The organism is Paraburkholderia sp. CI3 (assembly GCF_050436505.1).
Lineage (GTDB): Bacteria > Pseudomonadota > Gammaproteobacteria > Burkholderiales > Burkholderiaceae > Paraburkholderia > Paraburkholderia tuberum.
The window spans coordinates 1,231,824-1,250,713 of record NZ_JBNDMI010000004.1; the positions used below are offsets into that span (position 1 = coordinate 1,231,824).

Genomic DNA, 18,890 nt, shown 5'->3' on the forward strand with positions numbered 1-18,890 from the left:
AGCGCCAGGCTCCAGCACGAGGTAGTCGAACGCGTGGCCTCGCGCCGCGTCGTTCAAAGGCTGTTGCCGGCTGCGGTGCCTCACCGCGAGCCGGCATTTTTTCATTTCAAAGTGGCTTGTACTGAATCCATGTCCGGCACCCTCGCCCTTACCGAACAACTGATCGCGCGCGCGTCCGTCACGCCCGACGATCAGCATTGCCAGCGTCTCCTGATCGAGCGCCTCGCCGCGCTCGGCTTCGAGCACGAGACGATCGAATCCAACGGCGTGACCAACCTGTGGGCCGTCAAACGCGGCGTCGACGGCACGCAAGGCAAGCTGCTCGCGTTCGCCGGCCACACCGACGTGGTACCGACCGGCCCGCTCGAACAGTGGCGCTCGGCGCCGTTCGAGCCGACCCAGCGCGACGGCAAGCTGTACGGCCGCGGCGCGGCGGACATGAAGGCGTCGATCGCCGGCTTCGTCGTCGCGAGCGAGGAGTTCGTGGCGGCAAACCCCAGGCACCGCGGCTCGATCGCGTTCCTGATCACGAGCGACGAGGAAGGCCCCGCCACCGACGGCACCGTCAAGGTCGTCGAAGCATTGCAGCAGCGCGGTGAGCGCATGGACTACTGCATCGTCGGCGAGCCGACCTCGAGCGAGCGTTTCGGCGACATGGTCAAGAACGGCCGGCGCGGCTCGATGTCGGGCAAGCTGATCGTCAAGGGCGTGCAGGGCCATATCGCCTACCCGCATCTGGCGAAGAATCCGGTGCACCTGCTGGCGCCAGCGCTCGCCGAACTCGTCGCCGAGCGCTGGGACGAAGGCAACGAATATTTCCCGCCGACCACCTGGCAGGTGTCGAACCTCCACAGCGGCGCCGGCGCGACCAACGTGATCCCCGGCCACGCGGACGTGATGTTCAACTTCCGCTTCTCGACCGCGAGCACCGTCGAAGGACTGCAAAAGCGCGTGCATGCGATTCTCGACAAACACGGCCTCGAATACGAACTGCAATGGACCGTGAGCGGTCTGCCATTTCTGACCCCGAGCGGCGAGCTGTCGAGCGCGCTCGCGCAGGCGATCAAGGACGAAACCGGCGTAGACACCGAACTGTCGACCACCGGCGGCACGTCGGACGGCCGCTTCATCGCGCGCATCTGCAAGCAGGTGATCGAGTTCGGCCCGCTGAACGCGAGTATCCACAAGATCGACGAACATATCGAAGTCGCCCATATCGAGCCGCTGAAGAACGTGTATCGCCGCGTGCTCGAACAACTGATCGCGTAACCTGGAACTTTGCGATGACGCTTCCTTTTTGCACCGTCCGCGACCTGCTGCGTTATGCAGTGTCGCGTTTTAGCGAGGCCAAACTGTCGTTCGGCCACGGCTCGGCCAATGCCTACGACGAAGCCGCCTATCTGATCCTGCACACGCTGCATTTGCCGCTCGACCTGCTCGAACCGTTTCTCGACGCGCGCCTGACCACGGCCGAAATCGAGGCGGTGCTGAAAGTGATCGAGCGACGCGCCGCCGAACGCGTGCCGGCCGCGTACATCACGCAGGAAGCGTGGATGCACGGCTATCGCTTTTACGTCGACGAGCGCGTGATCGTGCCGCGCTCGTTCATCGGCGAGCTGCTGCAGGACGGCCTGCAGCCGTACGTCGAGGACCCCGAGCAGGTCGGCGCGGTGCTCGAACTGTGCACCGGCTCCGGGTGCCTCGCGATCCTCGCCGCGCACGCGTTCCCGAACGCCGACGTCGACGCGGTCGATCTGTCCGCGCCCGCGCTCGAAGTCGCGACGCGCAATGTGCTGGACTACCACCTCGACGAGCGCATCGCGCTGTTCGAAGGCGATCTGTATGCGCCGCTCGCCGAGCGCCGCTACGATGTGATCATCAGCAATCCGCCGTACGTGAACGCCACGTCGATGCAGGAGCTGCCGGCCGAATACAGGCACGAGCCGGAGATGGCGCTCGCCGGTGGCGCGGACGGCATGGACATCGTGCGCCGGATCATTGCCGACGCGCGCAACTGGCTGACCGAAGACGGCGTGCTCGTCATCGAGATCGGCAACGAACGCGAGCACGTCGAGGCCGCGTTCGGCGGTCTCGACCTCGTGTGGCTGTCGACCAGCGCCGGCGACGACAACGTGTTTCTGATCCAGGCCAGCGACTTGCCGGTCTGAGTCCGGCATGCTGACCGTTTGAGCGTCGTTTCAAGCGCGTTTCTCAGGCAGGGTCACGAGCAATCGCCGCGACAGCGCGTGGCCTTGCCCGCAACCGCAGCCTGAGCCCGTTGCCCGACGCGTTCGCCGCAGACCACGGAGCGAGCCCGTGCCCGCCTCCGTTTCCTGAACCACGGCGCTTCGCCAACTGTTCGCGAGCTTATGTCATTCGACCTGCTTCACGTCGGCACGCTGGTTGCTGTTGCCCACATTCTCGGCATCATCGCGGCCGCTCACGCGATTCTCCATACCCGCACCTCGCAAGGGGCGATCGCGTGGGCCGTGTCGCTGGTCGCGATGCCTTATCTGACGCTCGTACCCTACCTGTTCCTTGGCCGCAGCAAGTTCGCCGGCTACGCGGACGCGCGCCGCGTCGAGAACGAGCTGCTGCGCACGCGCGCGCATCCGCTGGTGTGGGACACGCAGGCGTCGTCGGCCGGGGTGCCGACGCAGCAGCTCGGCTCGCGGCTCGTGCAGTCGCTCACGCGCCTCGGCGGCATGCCGTTCCTGCCCGGCAATAGCGTGCGCACGCTGGTCAACGGCACGGCGACTTTCGAGGCGATCTTCGAGGCGATCGAGAACGCGCGCCGCTATGTGATCGTGCAATTCTTCATCGTGCGCGACGACGCGCTCGGCGACATGCTGAAGGACGCGCTGATCGCCAAAGCCAAACAGGGCGTGCGGGTCTACTTCCTGTATGACAGTATCGGCAGCTTCGATCTGCCGCACCGCTACGTCGCGGCGCTGCGCGCCGCCGGCATCGAGATGCAGCCGTTCGCCACGAACCGCCTCTTCGTCAACCGTCTGCAACTGAATTTCCGCAATCACCGCAAGATCGTGGCGGTCGACGGCGAGCGCGCGTTTGTCGGCGGTCATAACGTCGGGGTCGAATATCTGGGCGCGAAGCCGCCGCTGTCGCCGTGGCGCGATACGCACATCGAAGTGCGTGGTCCGGCGGTCGCAAGCATCCAGTTCGTCTTCATCGAGGACTGGTACTGGGCCACGCAGCAGTTGCCCAAGTTCGACGCGCCGGCCGCGGATTCCGTGCCCCCATCCTTCGACCAGCCCGGCGACCACGGCGCCAACGAGCGCGCCGCGAACAACATGCACTGCCTCGTGCTGCCGAGCGGCCCGGCCGACAAGCAGGAGACCTGCTCGCTGTTTTTCGTCGAAGCAATCAACGCGGCACGTGAACGCATCTGGATCACGACGCCCTACCTCGTCCCCGACGAAGCCGTATTCGCTGCGTTGCGCCTCGCTGCGCTGCGCGGCGTCGACGTGCGCATCCTGATTCCGAGCCGGCGCGATCACCTCGTGGTGTTCGCGGCGTCGAAGCTCTATGCGTACGACTCGCTGCGCGCGGGCATTCGCATCTTCCGCTATCAGCCCGGCTTCCTGCATCAGAAAGTCGTGCTGATCGACAGCAGCGCGGCCGCGATCGGCAGCGCCAATCTCGACAACCGCTCGTTTCGCCTGAACTTCGAGATCATGGTGCTGACCGTCGACCGCGGCTTCGCGCTCGAAGTCGAGACGATGCTGCTCGACGACTTTGCCGAGTCGCGCGAAATCGACCGCGACGAGTACCACAAGTCGAGCGCGCTGCGACGCATGCTGATGCACGTCGCGCGGCTCTTTTCGCCGATCCTGTAGGCGCGCCCGCTTACAGCAGCGCTTCGATATCCCCGGTGATCGCCTCGGGCTTGGTCAGCGGCGCATAGCGCTTGACGACGTTGCCGTCGCGGCCGATCAGAAACTTCGTGAAATTCCACTTGATCGCCTCGAGACCGAGCAGTCCCGGCGCCTCGATCGTCAGATAGCGGAACAGCGGGTGCGCGTTCGGACCGTTCACGTCGATCTTGTCGAACATCGGAAACGTCACGCCGTAGTTCTTCTCGCAGAAGCTGCCGATCTGCGCGGCGTCGCCCGGCTCCTGCTTGCCGAACTGGTTGCACGGAAAACCGAGCACCGCGAGCCCGCGCGCCGCGTACGCGTCATACAGTTTCTGCAAGCCCGCGTATTGCGGCGTGAACCCGCATTCGCTCGCGGTATTGACGATCAGCATAACTTTGCCTTCGTACTGCGCGAGACTCGCTTCCTCGCCGCCGAGCGTGCGTGCCGAAAACGAAAAGATCGATGTCATGTGCCCTGCCCTCCCGTGAAAGCCGTCAGTCTATGCCAAAAGCGCTGCCGATACAGTCGGCCGGATGGCCGATGAGCGCTGCGCGCGAAGTGACAGACGGGCAATCGGCGCCGCACGCCCGGCAACGCGCCGGGCAGTCTAAAATAGCGGTTTTCTTCAGCCGGCCACGTCGTGATCCGCTTCAATCAGTTCAGCCTCGCGCGCGGCACCAAGCCGCTTGTCGACAACACCACATTCACCTTGAACCCCGGTGAAAAAGCCGGCCTCGTTGGAGCGAACGGCGCGGGCAAGTCGACGCTGTTCGCCGTGCTGCTCGGCGAGCTGCATGCGGACGGCGGCGATTTCTCGATCCCGCCGACCTGGCGCATCGCGCACGTCGCGCAGGAAACGCCCGCCGTCGACAAAACCGCCCTCGCCTACACGCTAGACGGCGACGCCGCGCTGCGCGACATCGAAGCGCGCATCGCTTCGGCCTCCGCGGCGCACGACGGCGCGGCAGAAGCCGAAGCGCACGCCGCGTTCGCCGACGCCGACGGCTACACCGCGCCGGCTCGCGCCGAAGCGTTGCTGCTCGGCCTCGGCTTCACGCTCGAGCAGACCCGCGAGCCGGTCAGCAGCTTCTCGGGCGGCTGGCGCATGCGCCTGAATCTGGCGCAGGCGCTGATGTGCCGCTCCGATCTGCTGCTGCTCGACGAACCGACCAACCACCTCGACCTCGACGCGATCGTCTGGCTGGAAGATTGGCTGAATCGCTATGCGGGCACGCTGATCGTGATCTCGCACGACCGCGAGTTTCTCGATTCCGCCTGCAACGTCACGCTGCATCTCGAGTACCAGCAGATCAAACGCTACGGCGGCAACTACTCGCAATTCGAAGTGCTGCGCGCGCAGCAGATCGCGCTGCAACAGAGCGCGTACGAAAAGCAGCAGCGCACGGTCGCGCATCTGCAGAGCTACATCAACCGCTTCAAGGCGCAGGCCACCAAGGCGCGTCAGGCGCAAAGCCGGGTGAAAGCGCTCGAGAAGATGGAGCTGATCGCGCCCGCGCACGTCGGGTCGCCGTTCACGTTCGAGTTCCGCACTCCCGACTCCGCGCCGAATCCGATGATGGTGATGGAAGACGTGCGCTGCGGCTACCATCCCGAAGACGGCAGCGAGATTCCGATCGTCGAGCGCGTGATGCTGTCGATCCAGAATGGTCAGCGCATCGGCCTGCTCGGCGCGAACGGCCAGGGCAAGTCGACGCTGATCAAGACGCTCGCGGGCACGCTCGAACCGTTGAGCGGCCACGTACGCGAAGGCAAGGGTCTGCGCATCGGCTACTTCGCGCAGCATCAGCTCGAAACGCTGCGTCCGGACGACACCCCGTTGCAGCACCTCGCGCGTCTCGCGCCCGATACGCGCGAGCAGGAGCTGCGCGACTTCCTCGGCAGCTTCAACTTTTCCGGCGACATGGCGACCGCGAAGATCGCGCCGTTCTCGGGCGGCGAGAAGGCACGCCTCGCGCTCGCGCTGATCATCTGGCAAAAGCCGAACCTGCTGCTGCTCGACGAGCCGACCAACCACCTCGACCTCGAAACGCGCCACGCGCTGACGATGGCGCTCGCGCAATTCGAAGGCACGCTTATCCTGGTCTCGCACGACCGGCATCTGCTGCGCGCGACGACCGATCAGTTCATGCTGGTCGCGAAGCATCGTCTGCAGGAATTCGACGGCGATCTCGACGACTACCGCGACTGGCTGCTGCAGCATGCGGCCGAGCAGCGCGCCGCGCTGAAGGCCAATGCTTCCGGTGCGTCGGACGCAGCGTCCAACGGCGCGGCAAGTGGCGACAGCAACGTCAATCGCAAGGAACAGCGCCGCCTCGAAGCGGAAACGCGGCAGAAGCTCGCGCATCTGAAGAAGCCGCTGCAAAGCCGCATCGCGAAAATCGAAAAGGAAATGGACGCACTCAACACGGAGAAAGCGACGCTCGATACATTCGTTGCCGATCCCGCGAGTTACGAACCGGAGCAGAAGAGCAAGCTGACGGCGGCGATCCGCCGTCAGGCAGACGTGAACGCGCGCCTCGACACGCTCGAAGCCGAATGGCTCGAGACGCACGAGGAACTCGAACAGATCGGCTAGCGGCACCGCGCCGGCATCCACGGGAGCTTGGCTTTGTCATTTGCGAATTCATCGTCCGGGTTATCGGCCCCAGAATCCGTAGCTGCATCGGCAGCCGATGCGCCGCCGTTGCAAGGACTGCGCGTGCTCGACCTCACGCGTCTGTTGCCGGGTCCGGTGGCCGCGCTGCGCCTCGCCGAGCTCGGCGCCGATGTGCTGAAGATCGAGGCGCCCGGCGCGGGCGACCCGACTCGCACGATGATGCAGTCGTCGAGCGATCGTGTCGCGGGCCGACCCGGCGCGTTTTACCGGATGGTCAATCGCGGCAAGCGCGAGACGCGCCTCGACCTCAAGTCCGAAGCAGGACGCCAGGTGCTGCGCGCACTCGCGGCTGAAGCCGACGTGCTGATCGAGAGCTTCCGGCCCGGCGTGATGGAGCGGCTCGGCCTCGGCTACGCGACGCTCAGCGCAGCCAATCCGCGGCTCGTCTATTGCGCGATCAGCGGATATGGCGCGAGCGGTCCGTTCGCGGACCATGCCGGCCACGATCTGAATTACATCGGCTATGCAGGCGTGCTCGATCAACTGGCGAACCGCGACGGTGCGCCGATCCTGCCGAACTTCCAGATCGCCGATCTGCTCGGCGGCGCATTGAGCGCGGTCACGCAGATTCTCGCCGCGCTCTGGCATGTCGCGCGAGGCGGCGCGGGCCGCTTCGTCGATGTATCGATGACGCACACGAGCTATGCGCACAACTTCGTCGCGCAGGTGTCGCTCGTCAACGAAGGTGCGGCGCCCGCCGCGGGCAGTGGTCTGTTGAACGGCGGCGTGCCCTGCTACAACCTCTACCGCACCAGCGATGAACGCTGGCTCGCGGTCGGCGCGCTCGAATTGAAGTTCTGGGAAACGCTGTGCATGGCGCTCGATCGGCCGGAATGGGCGACACGTCACTGGAGCCTGGGTCAGGCGATCGGCGGTCCCGATGCCGTGGCACTCATTCAGGAAGTCGCCAATCTGATTGCGACGCGCACGCTCGGCGAATGGGTGGAATCGCTGGAATCGCTCGATTGCTGCGTGTCGCCGGTGCTGACGCCCGCTGAAGCGGCGCAGCATCCGCTGTTCAATCCGCACGCGTATGCGGCGGTGGCCGCGAGCGCCGCCGACTCACACGACGACGGGGCCTAATGCGCGTGGCGCAGCCGCGACGCGGGCGCAATGAAGATCAAGGCCCGGTCAATCGAAAAACCCGCCGCCGTCAACGCCGCGTCGGCGTCTGCCTCGGCAGCGTTTGCCGCGGCGACTTTTCGTCGTCGTACAGCAGGTGCTTGCGGCCTTCCACATGGCGGCTGATCGTGGCACGCACTTCGGCGGGCGTTACGTCTTCGGCCACCACCCGCCGCGAGATCTGGCCTGCGGTGTCGATCCACTCGACGATCCGGCAAGCGCCGCCCCACGGCTGATGAATCGGTGCGGAGACCCGGCAGCCGCGCACCTGGATGTTATGGTGGGCAGCGGTTTCACGAGACTGTTTCAAGGCGCGATCCTTTTTCGAGCATCAGACGGGATGCATATCATTACAGCTTAGAAAAAAGGCATGGCGACCAGGTTACAGCCAATACGAAGATATTTACCGGGCATTACGGTGCCGCAAGCGTACAAAGTACTGGCGAGCCGTCCCGGCCCCCGTCTATTCGAGCGTGCGGACGCGGTCGATGGCCTGTTCGATCCGTTCGACCGCAACGACCTGTAAGCCTTCGATTGGCTGTTTCGGCGCATTGGCCTTCGGAATCACCGCCACCGAGAAGCCGAGCTTGGCTGCTTCCTTCAGGCGCTCCTGACCGCGCGGCGACGGCCTGATTTCGCCGGCGAGGCCCACTTCGCCGAATACGACGAGCCCCTTCGGCAGCGGCTTGTTGCGCATCGACGAATGGATCGCGAGCAATACCGCGAGGTCGGCGGCGGGCTCGGAGATCTTCACCCCGCCCACCGCGTTCAGGAACACGTCCTGATCGAAACAGGCGATGCCCGCGTGCCGATGCAGCACCGCGAGCAGCATCGCGAGCCGGTTCTGTTCGAGGCCGACCGCAAGGCGTCGCGGATTCGGCGCGTTGGCCGCATCGACGAGCGCCTGCACTTCGACGAGCAACGGCCGCGTGCCTTCCTGCGTGACGAGCACACACGAGCCCGGCACCGACTGCTCGTGCTGCGATAAAAACAATGCCGACGGATTCGCGACGCCGCGCAAACCACGCTCGGTCATCGCGAACACGCCGAGTTCGTTGACCGCGCCGAAACGGTTCTTGATCGCGCGCACGAGACGGTACGACGAGTGCGTGTCCCCCTCGAAATACAGCACCGTATCGACGATATGTTCGAGCACGCGCGGACCTGCGAGCGCGCCCTCTTTCGTCACGTGCCCGACCATGATGATCGTCGTGCCCGACTGCTTGGCGATGCGCGTGAGTTGCGCCGCGCACTCGCGCACCTGCGCGACCGAGCCCGGCGCCGATGTCAAAGCATCCGAATAGACGGTCTGGATCGAATCGATCACGGCGACTTCAGGCCGTTGCTCCGTGATCGTCGCCTGAATTTTTTCGAGCTGGATTTCCGCGAGCAGTTGCAGCTCGCTTGCCTTCGAGCCGGGTTCGAGCAACGCCAACCGTTGCGCGCGCAACGCGATCTGCGCGCCAGATTCTTCGCCGCTGATATAGAGCGCGCGTTTGTCCGCCGCGATTTCCGCGAGCGATTGCAACAACAGCGTCGATTTACCGATGCCCGGATCGCCGCCGATCAGCACCACGCCGCCCGGCACGAGGCCGCCGCCGAGCACGCGGTCGAATTCGCTGACGCCGGTGGAAAAGCGCGGCACGTCCGACGCGTCGATGTCGGCGAGGCGCCGTACCGGCGTGCTCTTCGCGAGCGACTGGAAACGGTGACCGGACGGCGCCTCCGCGACCGATTCGACGAGCGTGTTCCACGTCTGGCAGGACGGGCATTGACCGGACCACTTCGGCGACTGTCCGCCGCATTCCCCGCAGATGTACAACGTCTTCGCTTTCGCCACGCGTTACTCCGCCCGAACCGGCACACGCGGCGCGACCGCGCACATCAGCTCGTAGCCGATCGTGCCGCAGGCCTGCGCGACGTCGTCGATGGGCAGCGCGGTGCCCCACAATTCCACGCGCGAGCCGACGTTGGCGGTCGGCACCGGGGTCAGGTCGACGGTCAGCATGTCCATCGACACACGTCCAACGATCCGTGTGCGCACGCCATCGACGATCACCGGCGTGCCTTCCGGCGCGACGCGCGGATAGCCGTCCGCGTAACCGCACGCGACCACGCCGATGCGCATCGGACTGCGCGCAGTGAACCTCGACCCATAGCCGACCGAGCTGCCTTCGCCGAGCGTCTGCACGGCGATCAGTTCCGACGCGAGCGTCATCGCGGGCTGCAGGCCCGTGCCGTCGATCGCGGCCGTCACGCCGGACGGCGACGCGCCGTACAGGATGATGCCCGGACGCACCCAGTCGAAATGCGCTTCCGGATGCCACAGCGTCGCGGCCGAATTCGACAGACTGCGCGCACCGGCGATGCCCTGCGCGCCGCGCTCGAACGCCTCCATCTGATGCGCGATGCCGCGCTCGGCATCGGCATCGGAAAAATGCGTCATCAACGTGATCTGGCCGACGCCCTGACAGGCACGCGCACGTTCCCACGCGGCACGGAATTTTTCGACCGTGTAGCCGAGCCGGTTCATGCCGGTGTTCATCTTCAACTGAATATTGACGGGTTTCGACAGACGCGCCATTTCGAGCATGCGCAGCTGCTCGTCCGAATGCAGCGCCGTGGTCAAACTGTAGCGGTCGATTACGTCGATGTCGGTCGGCCGAAAAAAGCCTTCCAGCAGAAGAATTGGGCCCGCCCAGCCCAATTCACGCAACTTCACCGCTTCTTCGAGGTCCAGCAACCCAAAGCCGTCCGTAGCGCGCAAACCGGGAAACACGCGCGCGAGGCCATGCCCGTAGGCATTAGCCTTGACGACGGCCCAGATTTTCGATTTCGGCGCATAGCGCCGCGCGACAGTGAGGTTATTGGCGAGAGCAGCGGTATGAATCGTGGCGGAAAGGGGGCGCGGCATGGGATTTTTTCGTAAAGACACTTGCGAATCAGCGGCTTACAGGGCGTTTTCAGCGCTCGGCGGCCCGCTGGGCGGTGCGATCAAGGATTCTGCTAGTCCGAATTCAGCTATTTTCATGATATAAAGCCGTGCGCACAACCCATTTCGATCGGCATAAGCCCGGACACATGACAAACGGCCGGGGCGGACAGACCGCAGCGAGGACAGCATCGCATCAGATGAAAAAAGGTTTTTACACCATCATGGCCGCGCAGTTTTTTTCGTCGCTGGCCGACAATGCGCTTCTGATCGCTGCTATCGCACTGCTGAAAGATCTTCACGCTCCGAACTGGATGACGCCGCTGCTCAAGCTGTTTTTTGTGCTGTCGTACGTCGTTCTTGCCGCCTTCGTGGGCGCATTCGCCGACTCCCGTCCGAAAGGACGCGTGATGTTCATCACCAATACGATCAAGGTGGTTGGCTGCATAACGATGCTGGTCGGCGCGCATCCGCTGATTGCGTACGGCATCGTCGGCTTCGGCGCGGCGGCCTACTCGCCCGCCAAATACGGCATTCTCACCGAACTGTTGCCGCCTGACCGGCTCGTTGCCGCGAACGGCTGGATCGAAGGCACCACGGTCGGCTCGATCATTCTCGGCACGGTGCTCGGCGGCGCGCTGATCAGCCCGCATATCGCCGCGCCGATTCTCAAATGGCACGTCCCCACCGTGAACACGCCCGCGGAAGCCGCGATGCTCGTGATCATGGCCATTTACGTGATCGCCGCGCTGTTCAATCTGCGCATTCCCGACACCGGCGCGCGCTATCCGCGACAGGAGCACGGGCCGATCCGCCTGATCACCGATTTCGCCGACTGCTTTCTCGTGCTGTGGCGTGACAAGCTCGGACAGATTTCGCTCGCCGTGACGACGCTGTTCTGGGGTGCGGGCGCGACGCTGCAATTCATCGTGCTGAAGTGGGCCGAAGTGTCGCTGGGCATGTCGCTGTCCGAGGCGGCGATCCTGCAGGCGGTGGTCGCGGTTGGCGTCGCGTTCGGCGCGATTTTCGCGGCTTCGCGTGTGCCGTTGAAGAAGTCGCTGTCGGTATTGCCGGTCGGCATCATGATGGGTATCTCCGTGATGCTGATGGCGTTCTACACGCGCGATCTGTTTCCCCCGCATTGGGGCGTGTATTTTGGCCGCATGCACGTGTCGGGCTATCTGATTTTCGCGTATATCTTCCTGATGTTCGTGGGCGGCCTGTCGGGCTTTTTCGTCGTGCCGATGAATGCGCTGCTGCAGCATCGCGGGCACGTGCTGCTGTCGGCGGGCCATTCGATCGCCGTGCAGAACTTCAACGAGAATCTGTCCGTGCTCGTGATGCTGTGCCTGTACGCGGTGCTCGTGTGGCTCGACGTGCCGGTCACCATCGTGATCGTGCTGTTCGGCACCTTCGTCTGCCTGATGATGTGGCTCGTGATGCGACGCCATCAGGCGAACCAGCGTGCCTTCGATTCGGTCGCGCTGATCGGCGAAGCCAAGCACTGATCGGCTGCGCCGGGCCGGCCGCGGCACACACGAGCGCGCCCCCCTTCTTCCTCGCTCGACCATGACTCAATCGATTCCCAATGTGCTGACGATCGCCGGTTCCGACTCCGGCGGCGGCGCCGGCATCCAGGCCGATCTGAAGACCTTCTCCGCGCTCGGCGCCTATGGCGCGAGCGTGATCACCGCGCTGACCGCGCAGAACACGCGCGGCGTGAGCGCGATTCACGCGCCGGACCCGGGCTTCGTCACCGCGCAGCTCGACGCGGTGTTCGACGACATCCGCATTGACGCGGTGAAGATCGGCATGCTCGCGAATGCGCCGATCGCGCGTGCGGTCGCCGACGCGCTGCGCCGTCATCAGCCCAAACACATCGTGCTCGACACGGTGATGATCTCGAAGAGCAATCACGCGCTATTACTACCCGATGCGGTCGCGGTGGTACGCGACGAACTGCTGCCGCTCGCCGATCTGCTGACGCCGAATCTGCCGGAAGCGGCCGCATTGCTGGGCATGCAACCCGCCGCCGACGAAGCCGGCATGGTCGAGCAAGGCGAAGCGTTGCGCGCGCTCGGCGCGCGCGCGGTGCTGATGAAGGGCGGCCATCTGAGCGCGACCGATAGCCCCGACTGGCTCGTGCAGGAAAGCGGCACGCTGCGTCTCGGCGGTCCGCGCGTGCCGGTGAAGAACACGCACGGAACGGGCTGCACGTTGTCTTCGGCGATCGCGGCCTTGATTGCGCAGCGCGACGATCTCGCTAGCGCGGTCGCCGATGCGAAGGTTTATCTGACGGGTGCGTTGCAGGCGAGCGAGCGGCTCGACGTCGGCCACGGCGTGGGGCCGGTGCATCACTTTCATCGGTGGTGGTGAGCGACGTCATTGCTTCGCGTAACGCCGCGCGTGCTCGGGCCAGTCGTCGGGCACGATAAAGCCGCGCGAGCGTTCAAGTACACGCCCCGTGTTGTCTTCGATGAATCCGGCGACCATCGTCGGGCCCTGCTGCGGTGAGATCTGCGCGGCGAGCGTGTTTGCGTCTACGTACCACGTGTCGTCCGCACCGGCTTGCGTTCGATATTGCGGCGCGAGCCATTCGAGCCGCGGCAACACCCGCCACCTGTGCGCATGCGCGCACGCGAAAGCCGGCCAGTCGCGATGCGTGACCCACCAGCCGCGACCGTGCGCGGGATCGAGTCCGGCAGGATCGGTGGGCATCTCGCCATGCCGGTAAAACAGCCAGCCTTTGACGAACATCTGCGGCGTCCACGCGCCCGCATAGCCCGTCGAGGCAAATTCCTCACGTGCGCTGAGCGGCAACTGATGATCGAGCAAATGCGCGAGCTTCAGATCGAGGCGGTCTTTCAGATTGGGGCCGACATAATCGGCGAGACGCGCCGCCTCTGCCCCATTCGCATCGCCCGCATGCAGATAGCACTTCACCGCGAGTTCCCAATGCAGTCGCGCGCCTTGGCGCGTGCGCACGAGGAAATCGCATTCACCGAGCGTGAGGCCCGCATGTCGTAGCGGCACACCCGCTGCGATCAGTTGCGTCGCCGGTCCATGACGAAGGAAAAAGCCCAGCAGGCGTTCGGCGTAGCGGCCAAGGCGCGTGATACGCGTTGCCGCGAGATCCTGACGCAGAAGTGCCGGCGCGGCGTCGAGCGCGCGCAGCCAGTCGAGCGTGGCCTGCAATTCCTGCGGCGTGCCGAAAGGATCGGCGAGCGCGCCTGTGGGAAGCTGAGGGCGCAACAGATCGGGACTGAGCAGCAGCCACGCGAGATCGCGGACAGCGGGATCGCGCAGCGCATCGACTGAAGCATCGCCACGCAAACCCAGCAAGGTATCGAGAAGCGCCGCGCGGCTGACAAACGCGGCGGGCATGCGCGCCGCCGGTCCCTCGGGCATCGTCACTTTGATTCGTTCGACGGCACGCCGCCGTTCGCGAGCCACGTGGCACGCGCGAGGCACAGATCCGCCCAGGCCTTGGCCTTGTCGGGCAGGCTACGCAGCAGATAGGCCGGGTGATAGGTGACGATCACCGGCACGCCCTCGTACGTGTGCACGCGGCCGCGCAACGACGAAATGCTCGCGTCGGTCCTGAGCAGACTTTGCGCGGCGAAACGGCCGAGCGCGACGATCAGCTTCGGCTTCACGAGCGACACCTGACGCTGTAGATAAGGTTCACAACGCGCGACTTCGTCCGGCTGCGGATTGCGATTGCCAGGCGGCCGGCACTTGATCACGTTCGCGATATACACGTTGGTGCCGCGCGCGAGCGCGAGCGAGTGCAGCATGTTGTCGAGCAGCTTGCCGGCCTGGCCAACGAACGGTTCGCCTTGTCGGTCCTCGTTCTCGCCGGGCGCTTCGCCGATCAGCATCCAGTCGGCCTCGCGATCGCCGACGCCGAACACCGTGTTCGTGCGCTTCTCGCACAGCCGGCACGCCTCGCATCCGGCGACGCGCTCGGCGAGCGCGTCCCAGTCGAGTGTGTGGGTAGACGGCAGCGCGGGCGCGTCGCGGCGCGCTTCGGCGGGCGCAGGGGCCGATGCGGTTGGATCGTCGAACCACGCGAAGTCGTGCTCGGGAGGGGCGTCGAAAGTCGGCGGGGCTGAAAAGTCAGTTTGCGATTCTGATGTTTCGCGCTGCGCTGCAGTTTCGTCGAAGCGCGGCGTGGATTCGCGCTGCACTTGCGGCGGCTGCACCTCGGCGGACGCGCGCAGCGGTTCGCACGAGGTCTGCGTCGCAGGCTCCGCGCGACGCAAGTCTTCCGCGTGTTCCCGCGGCGACTGCAGCGCATCATGCTGCCCGACCTCCTCTCGCGCCGCGAGTCCGCGACGCACCCACAACGGCGCGAGTCCAAATTCTTCGAGCACCGATTCATGCAGCGCCATCTGCGCCCTCCGTGGCTAACGACAGACGCATCACGATCGCGTCCTCCCGGCCGCGATGCCGCGCCGGATAATAATTTTTGCGCCGGCCGATCGACGCGAAGCCGAAGCGCTCGTACAACCGGATCGCCCGACGATTCGACGGCCGCACTTCGAGCAGCAGCCCCTCGAGCCTCTCCGCGTGCGTGATGCGCACCGCCTCGCGCAGCAGCGCGAGGCCTGCGCCGGCGCCTTGTGCTTGCGGCGTGACGCACAGATTCAGCAGATGCATTTCATCGACGACCGGCATCAGCACGCAGTAGCCGATCAACGTCCCCGTCACGTGACGCAGACAGACGCCGAAATAGCCATTGCGCAGCGAGTCGCCGAAGTTGCCGCGGCTCCACGGAAACTCATACGCAAGTTTCTCGATCGCGGCGACTTCGTCCAGGTCGCTTTCGGTCATCGGCGACATGTAGCGGTCCGTGAGCAGCACGCCGCTCATGGGCGCGCCTCGTCGTGGGACGGTTGGCCGGAGCCGCCATCGGGCGCGTGCTGCGCGGACTGCTCGGCGCTATGAGCCGCTTTGGCTGATTTCGCCGCTTTGTCGGCCATGCGCTCTGCGGTCGTCTGCGCGACCTTGTCGCGCACGTACTCGGGTGCGGCCTGATCGGCGCGCACCGTGCGGCCCGCATGAAACGCGCGCAGCGCCGCGTACGCGAGCGGCAACGCATGCGGCAACGCTTGGCCATCGACGCTCCGCGCGGCCGCGACCGCCGGCAAGCGCTCGCCGAACGCGGCGGCCGCGTTGCCGGCGAGTGTGAACGGCACGTCGGGCAGCACGAGCCGCTCGGGTGCATCGAGCGTCGCCGCCTGCACGGTGCGCCATTCGTGTTGCGTGTCGTCCCACGCGTAGTCGGCCCAGTAGATTTCGTCCATGCGCGCGTCGAGCGCGGCGAGCACGCGCGTCGTCGACGGATCGCGCAGGCGGGCGCTCTCCGCGCACGCGAGCAGCGTGCCGATCGGTACGACCGGCAGGTTCAGGCCGAACGCGAGGCCTTGGGCGACGCCGGTCGCCGTACGCAGCCCGGTGAACGAACCCGGACCCGAGCCGAACGCGATCGCGTCGCAATCCGCCAGCGTGAGGCCGGCTTCGTCGAACAGCTCGCGGATCGCCGGCAGCAGGCGGGTACTGGACACCGCGCCGGTTTGTTCGTGACGAACCCAGACGCGCGGTTCGGCGCTGGGCTGACCGGCGGCATCGACGGACGCGGACACGAGCGCCGCCGAGCAGAACTCGGTCGATGTATCGAGGGCAAGGAGCACTGTTTGAGTCATGGACCGTATTGTAATCGGCGCGGTGCGCCTGAATCGTGGTTTGCGCGGCCGCGCTGCCCGGCTTCGCGGCCGCCATCGTTTGGAATAAGCCCTCGGTCCCGGGGCGGCGGGCAATTGCTATGATTTTCGGCCGATCTCATCTATCCCGCCACGCGGGCCAAACGACCATGACCGACATCAATTCCCAGTTCGAGCAAGCCCAGCAAGACGTCAAGCAACTGCCCGAGCGTCCGGGCAACCTGACGCTGCTGCGTCTCTATGCGCTCTTCAAGCAGGCGAGCGAAGGCGACGTGCACGGCGACAAGCCGGGCTTCACCGACATCGTCGGCAAATACAAGTACGATGCGTGGGCGGCGCTCAAGGGCACCACGCAGGACGCGGCGAAGCAGCAATACATCGAACTCGTCGAATCGCTGAAGAGCGGCACCGCGGCCTGAGTTTCCGGCGCGCCAATCATCTGCCGAAATGGCCGTCTGGCAATGCGGCGACCGCCTTGCGGCGGTTTCGGACACGAAGCTCCGGGCCGCCGCCCTCGCTCGCCTACTTCATTTCGGCACTTTCTTCTGTCGGAACTGCCTGAATGGTGGCGCAGTGCAGCAAATGTCGCTATAATCCTGCCTGCGCTTCACTGCTTTGCCCGTCTTTTCCAGCGGTCCTCGCGGCGCAGCGTCCATAGCGTTTGCTCCAATCCAGTTTAGAACCTGTCCCCTTCTGCCTAGCCCACTCCGGGCTCAAGTCCCAGGCTGGCGACTCGCCATGTTGGCACGTCGCATCCGATACAGCTTCTAACGAAAAACTCGCCTTCATTGTCGCGAGTTGCCCCCGTTTTTCGATTTGCTCGCTGCTGTTTTGCTCGCTGAATCCGACGACTTGGGTATGCCGATTGGCGTTGACGTTTTCATCCGATGAACCACCCAGGATCGTTTTCAAGGATTCACATGACTTTGAGCAACACTCCCAGCAGCCCGTTGAACGTCATCGCCGACGAAGCACTCGGTCTTTCGCCCGCCGCTCCCGAAGTCGCCGCGCAGGCTGACGCCCAGCCGACCTTCGCGTCGCTCGGCCTGTCCGCGGACGTCGTCTCCGCGCTGACCGCCGCCGGCTACGAGCACCCGACGCCGGTGCAGCAACGCGCGGTGCCGGCAGCGATCGCCGGCCGCGATCTGCTGGTTTCGAGCCCGACCGGCTCGGGCAAGACCGCCGCGTTCATGCTGCCCGCCATCGAGCGTTTCTCGCAGCTGCAAAAGACGCAGGCGAGCCAGCCGCGCGAACCGCGCCCGGCCGACGGTGGCCGCGGCCGCCGTCCGCAGCCGGTCGCGCGTCCGACCATGCTGGTGCTGACCCCGACCCGTGAACTCGCGATGCAGGTCACGACCGCCGCCGCGACGTACGGCAAGCACCTGAAGCGCCTGCGCACCCTCAGCATTCTCGGCGGCGTCGCTTATGGCCAGCAACTGATGCTGCTCGCGAAGAACCCCGAAATCCTCGTCGCAACGCCGGGCCGTCTGATCGACCACCTCGAGCGCGGCCGCATCGATCTGTCGCAACTGCAGATCCTCGTGCTCGACGAAGCCGACCGCATGCTCGACATGGGCTTCATCGAAGACATCGAAACGATCGTCGCCGCTACGCCGGCTACGCGCCAGACGATGCTGTTCTCGGCCACGCTCGACGGCAAGATCGGTTCGCTGACCGGCCGTCTGTTGAAGGACCCGGAGCGGATCGAGATCGTCCAGCGCATGGAACAGCGCACCAACATCGCGCAAACCGTCCACTACGTCGACGACCGCGATCACAAGGACCGTCTGCTCGACCATCTGCTGCGTGACGACGGCCTCGACCAGGCCATCGTCTTCACGGCCACCAAGATGGACGCCGACCAGCTGGCGGGCCGTCTGGCCGACGCCGGCTTCGAATCGGCCGCGCTGCACGGCGACCTGCCGCAAGGCGCGCGTAACCGCACGATCCGCGCACTGCGCGAGCGCCGCGTGCGCGTGCTGGTTGCGACCGACGTCGCAGCTCGCGGTATCGACATCCCGGGCATCACGCACGTGTTCAACTACGACCTGCCGAAGTTCGCCGAAGACTACGTGCACCGTATCGGCCGTACCGGCCGTGCGGGCCGCTCGGGTATCGCCGTGAGCCTCGTGCATCACGCCGAACAGGGCGCGTTGAAGCGCATCGAGCGCTTCGTGCGCACGCCGCTTCCGGTCAACGTCGTCGCAGGCTTCGAGCCGCGCAAGGCGGCGCCCTCGGGCAACGGCCGTCCTGGCTTCGGCGGCCGCGGCCGTCCTGGCGGTGGTAACGGCCGTCGCTTCGGCAGCGGCTCGGGCAAGCCGGGCGGCTACGGCGGCTCGCGCAACGGTAACGGCACCGGCAACAGCAACGGCGGCGGCTGGGGTAACAAGTCGGCCGGCGGTTCGCGCGAAGGCTTCGGCTCGCGCGAAAGCCACGGCGGTTCGCGCGAAGGCTTCGGCGGTGGCTCGCGTGACGGCTACGGCGCGCGCCGCAACGACGGTCCCCGTTCGGCACGTCGCGGCAGCTAATAGCGACCCACCTGACCGACCGGATGG

At 65.5% G+C, this 18,890-nt stretch carries 18 protein-coding genes; 9 read left to right on the top strand and 9 right to left on the bottom strand.

The window, feature by feature from the left end; translation table 11 throughout:
• Window positions 1-129: 129 nt before the first annotated feature.
• The 3 genes from dapE (at window position 130) to cls (ending at window position 3,857) form a co-directional block, all read left to right on the top strand.
• On the top strand, window positions 130-1,269 hold the full coding sequence (gene dapE / locus OKW29_RS27030) for a succinyl-diaminopimelate desuccinylase (RefSeq protein WP_429293268.1): 1,140 nt from the start codon (window positions 130-132) through the stop codon (window positions 1,267-1,269).
• Between the two features lie 14 nt (window positions 1,270-1,283).
• Window positions 1,284-2,168: a 50S ribosomal protein L3 N(5)-glutamine methyltransferase gene (prmB, locus tag OKW29_RS27035; protein WP_184022625.1), complete on the top strand. Its 885-nt coding sequence runs from the start codon at window positions 1,284-1,286 to the stop codon at window positions 2,166-2,168.
• 201 nt (window positions 2,169-2,369) lie between these two features.
• Window positions 2,370-3,857: a cardiolipin synthase gene (gene cls / locus OKW29_RS27040; protein ID WP_429293269.1), complete on the top strand. Its 1,488-nt coding sequence runs from the start codon at window positions 2,370-2,372 to the stop codon at window positions 3,855-3,857.
• A gap of 10 nt (window positions 3,858-3,867) precedes the next feature.
• Here the strand turns inward: cls and OKW29_RS27045 are convergent, their stop codons facing one another.
• Window positions 3,868-4,347, bottom strand: coding sequence for a glutathione peroxidase (locus OKW29_RS27045; protein WP_090800611.1), 480 nt, complete (start codon window positions 4,345-4,347; stop codon window positions 3,868-3,870).
• 171 nt (window positions 4,348-4,518) lie between these two features.
• On the opposite strand from OKW29_RS27045, the gene OKW29_RS27050 reads away from it, so the two are divergent.
• Both OKW29_RS27050 and OKW29_RS27055 read left to right on the top strand, forming a co-directional pair.
• Window positions 4,519-6,474: an ATP-binding cassette domain-containing protein gene (locus OKW29_RS27050; RefSeq protein ID WP_429293270.1), complete on the top strand. Its 1,956-nt coding sequence runs from the start codon at window positions 4,519-4,521 to the stop codon at window positions 6,472-6,474.
• A gap of 108 nt (window positions 6,475-6,582) precedes the next feature.
• Complete coding sequence (locus OKW29_RS27055) at window positions 6,583-7,638, top strand: CaiB/BaiF CoA transferase family protein (RefSeq protein ID WP_018417629.1); 1,056 nt, start codon at window positions 6,583-6,585, stop codon at window positions 7,636-7,638.
• 70 nt (window positions 7,639-7,708) lie between these two features.
• Here the strand turns inward: OKW29_RS27055 and OKW29_RS27060 are convergent, their stop codons facing one another.
• From OKW29_RS27060 to alr, 3 genes are all read right to left on the bottom strand, one after another.
• The gene (locus tag OKW29_RS27060) at window positions 7,709-7,987 is read right to left on the bottom strand and encodes a DUF2866 domain-containing protein (protein WP_429293271.1); all 279 of its coding nucleotides are present in this window, start codon (window positions 7,985-7,987) and stop codon (window positions 7,709-7,711) included.
• A gap of 153 nt (window positions 7,988-8,140) precedes the next feature.
• A complete protein-coding gene (gene radA, locus OKW29_RS27065) occupies window positions 8,141-9,517 on the bottom strand; it encodes a DNA repair protein RadA (RefSeq protein WP_184056927.1) in 1,377 nt (458 codons plus the stop codon).
• Window positions 9,518-9,520: 3 nt separating this feature from the next.
• Complete coding sequence (alr, locus tag OKW29_RS27070) at window positions 9,521-10,591, bottom strand: alanine racemase (RefSeq protein WP_429293272.1); 1,071 nt, start codon at window positions 10,589-10,591, stop codon at window positions 9,521-9,523.
• A 218-nt stretch (window positions 10,592-10,809) separates the two neighbouring features.
• On the opposite strand from alr, the gene lplT reads away from it, so the two are divergent.
• Window positions 10,810-12,117, top strand: a complete 1,308-nt coding sequence (gene lplT / locus OKW29_RS27075) for a lysophospholipid transporter LplT (protein WP_187610461.1) — start codon at window positions 10,810-10,812, stop codon at window positions 12,115-12,117.
• A 61-nt stretch (window positions 12,118-12,178) separates the two neighbouring features.
• Window positions 12,179-12,985 carry a bifunctional hydroxymethylpyrimidine kinase/phosphomethylpyrimidine kinase gene (gene thiD / locus OKW29_RS27080; RefSeq protein WP_184066230.1) on the top strand — a complete coding sequence of 269 codons (807 nt, stop codon included), beginning with the start codon at window positions 12,179-12,181 and terminating at the stop codon, window positions 12,983-12,985.
• A gap of 6 nt (window positions 12,986-12,991) precedes the next feature.
• Here thiD and OKW29_RS27085 read toward each other — a convergent pair whose 3' ends face one another.
• The 4 genes from OKW29_RS27085 to tsaB are packed head-to-tail and all read right to left on the bottom strand — an operon-like array spanning window position 12,992 to window position 16,317.
• Window positions 12,992-14,023 carry a DUF1853 family protein gene (locus OKW29_RS27085; RefSeq protein WP_429293273.1) on the bottom strand — a complete coding sequence of 344 codons (1,032 nt, stop codon included), beginning with the start codon at window positions 14,021-14,023 and terminating at the stop codon, window positions 12,992-12,994.
• Window positions 14,020-15,003 carry a uracil-DNA glycosylase family protein gene (locus OKW29_RS27090; protein WP_429293274.1) on the bottom strand — a complete coding sequence of 328 codons (984 nt, stop codon included), beginning with the start codon at window positions 15,001-15,003 and terminating at the stop codon, window positions 14,020-14,022. Before OKW29_RS27090 ends, OKW29_RS27085 begins: the two co-directional genes overlap by 4 nt.
• Entirely contained in the window at window positions 14,990-15,484 is a 495-nt protein-coding gene (gene rimI / locus OKW29_RS27095) for a ribosomal protein S18-alanine N-acetyltransferase (RefSeq protein ID WP_184049061.1), read from the bottom strand. The genes OKW29_RS27090 and rimI overlap by 14 nt, the downstream gene beginning before the upstream one ends.
• On the bottom strand, window positions 15,481-16,317 hold the full coding sequence (gene tsaB, locus OKW29_RS27100; RefSeq protein ID WP_429293275.1) for a tRNA (adenosine(37)-N6)-threonylcarbamoyltransferase complex dimerization subunit type 1 TsaB: 837 nt from the start codon (window positions 16,315-16,317) through the stop codon (window positions 15,481-15,483). Before tsaB ends, rimI begins: the two co-directional genes overlap by 4 nt.
• A gap of 167 nt (window positions 16,318-16,484) precedes the next feature.
• Here tsaB and OKW29_RS27105 point away from each other — a divergent pair, with 167 nt between their 5' ends.
• Window positions 16,485-16,754 (top strand): acyl-CoA-binding protein, encoded by a 270-nt coding sequence (locus OKW29_RS27105; protein ID WP_429293276.1) that lies wholly within the window; start codon window positions 16,485-16,487, stop codon window positions 16,752-16,754.
• A 169-nt stretch (window positions 16,755-16,923) separates the two neighbouring features.
• On the opposite strand, the gene OKW29_RS27110 is transcribed toward OKW29_RS27105, so the two are convergent.
• Window positions 16,924-17,247, bottom strand: a complete 324-nt coding sequence (locus tag OKW29_RS27110; RefSeq protein ID WP_184066241.1) for a hypothetical protein — start codon at window positions 17,245-17,247, stop codon at window positions 16,924-16,926.
• Window positions 17,248-17,255: 8 nt separating this feature from the next.
• Here OKW29_RS27110 and OKW29_RS27115 point away from each other — a divergent pair, with 8 nt between their 5' ends.
• On the top strand, window positions 17,256-18,863 hold the full coding sequence (locus OKW29_RS27115) for a DEAD/DEAH box helicase (protein ID WP_429293277.1): 1,608 nt from the start codon (window positions 17,256-17,258) through the stop codon (window positions 18,861-18,863).
• Window positions 18,864-18,890: the final 27 nt, after the last annotated feature.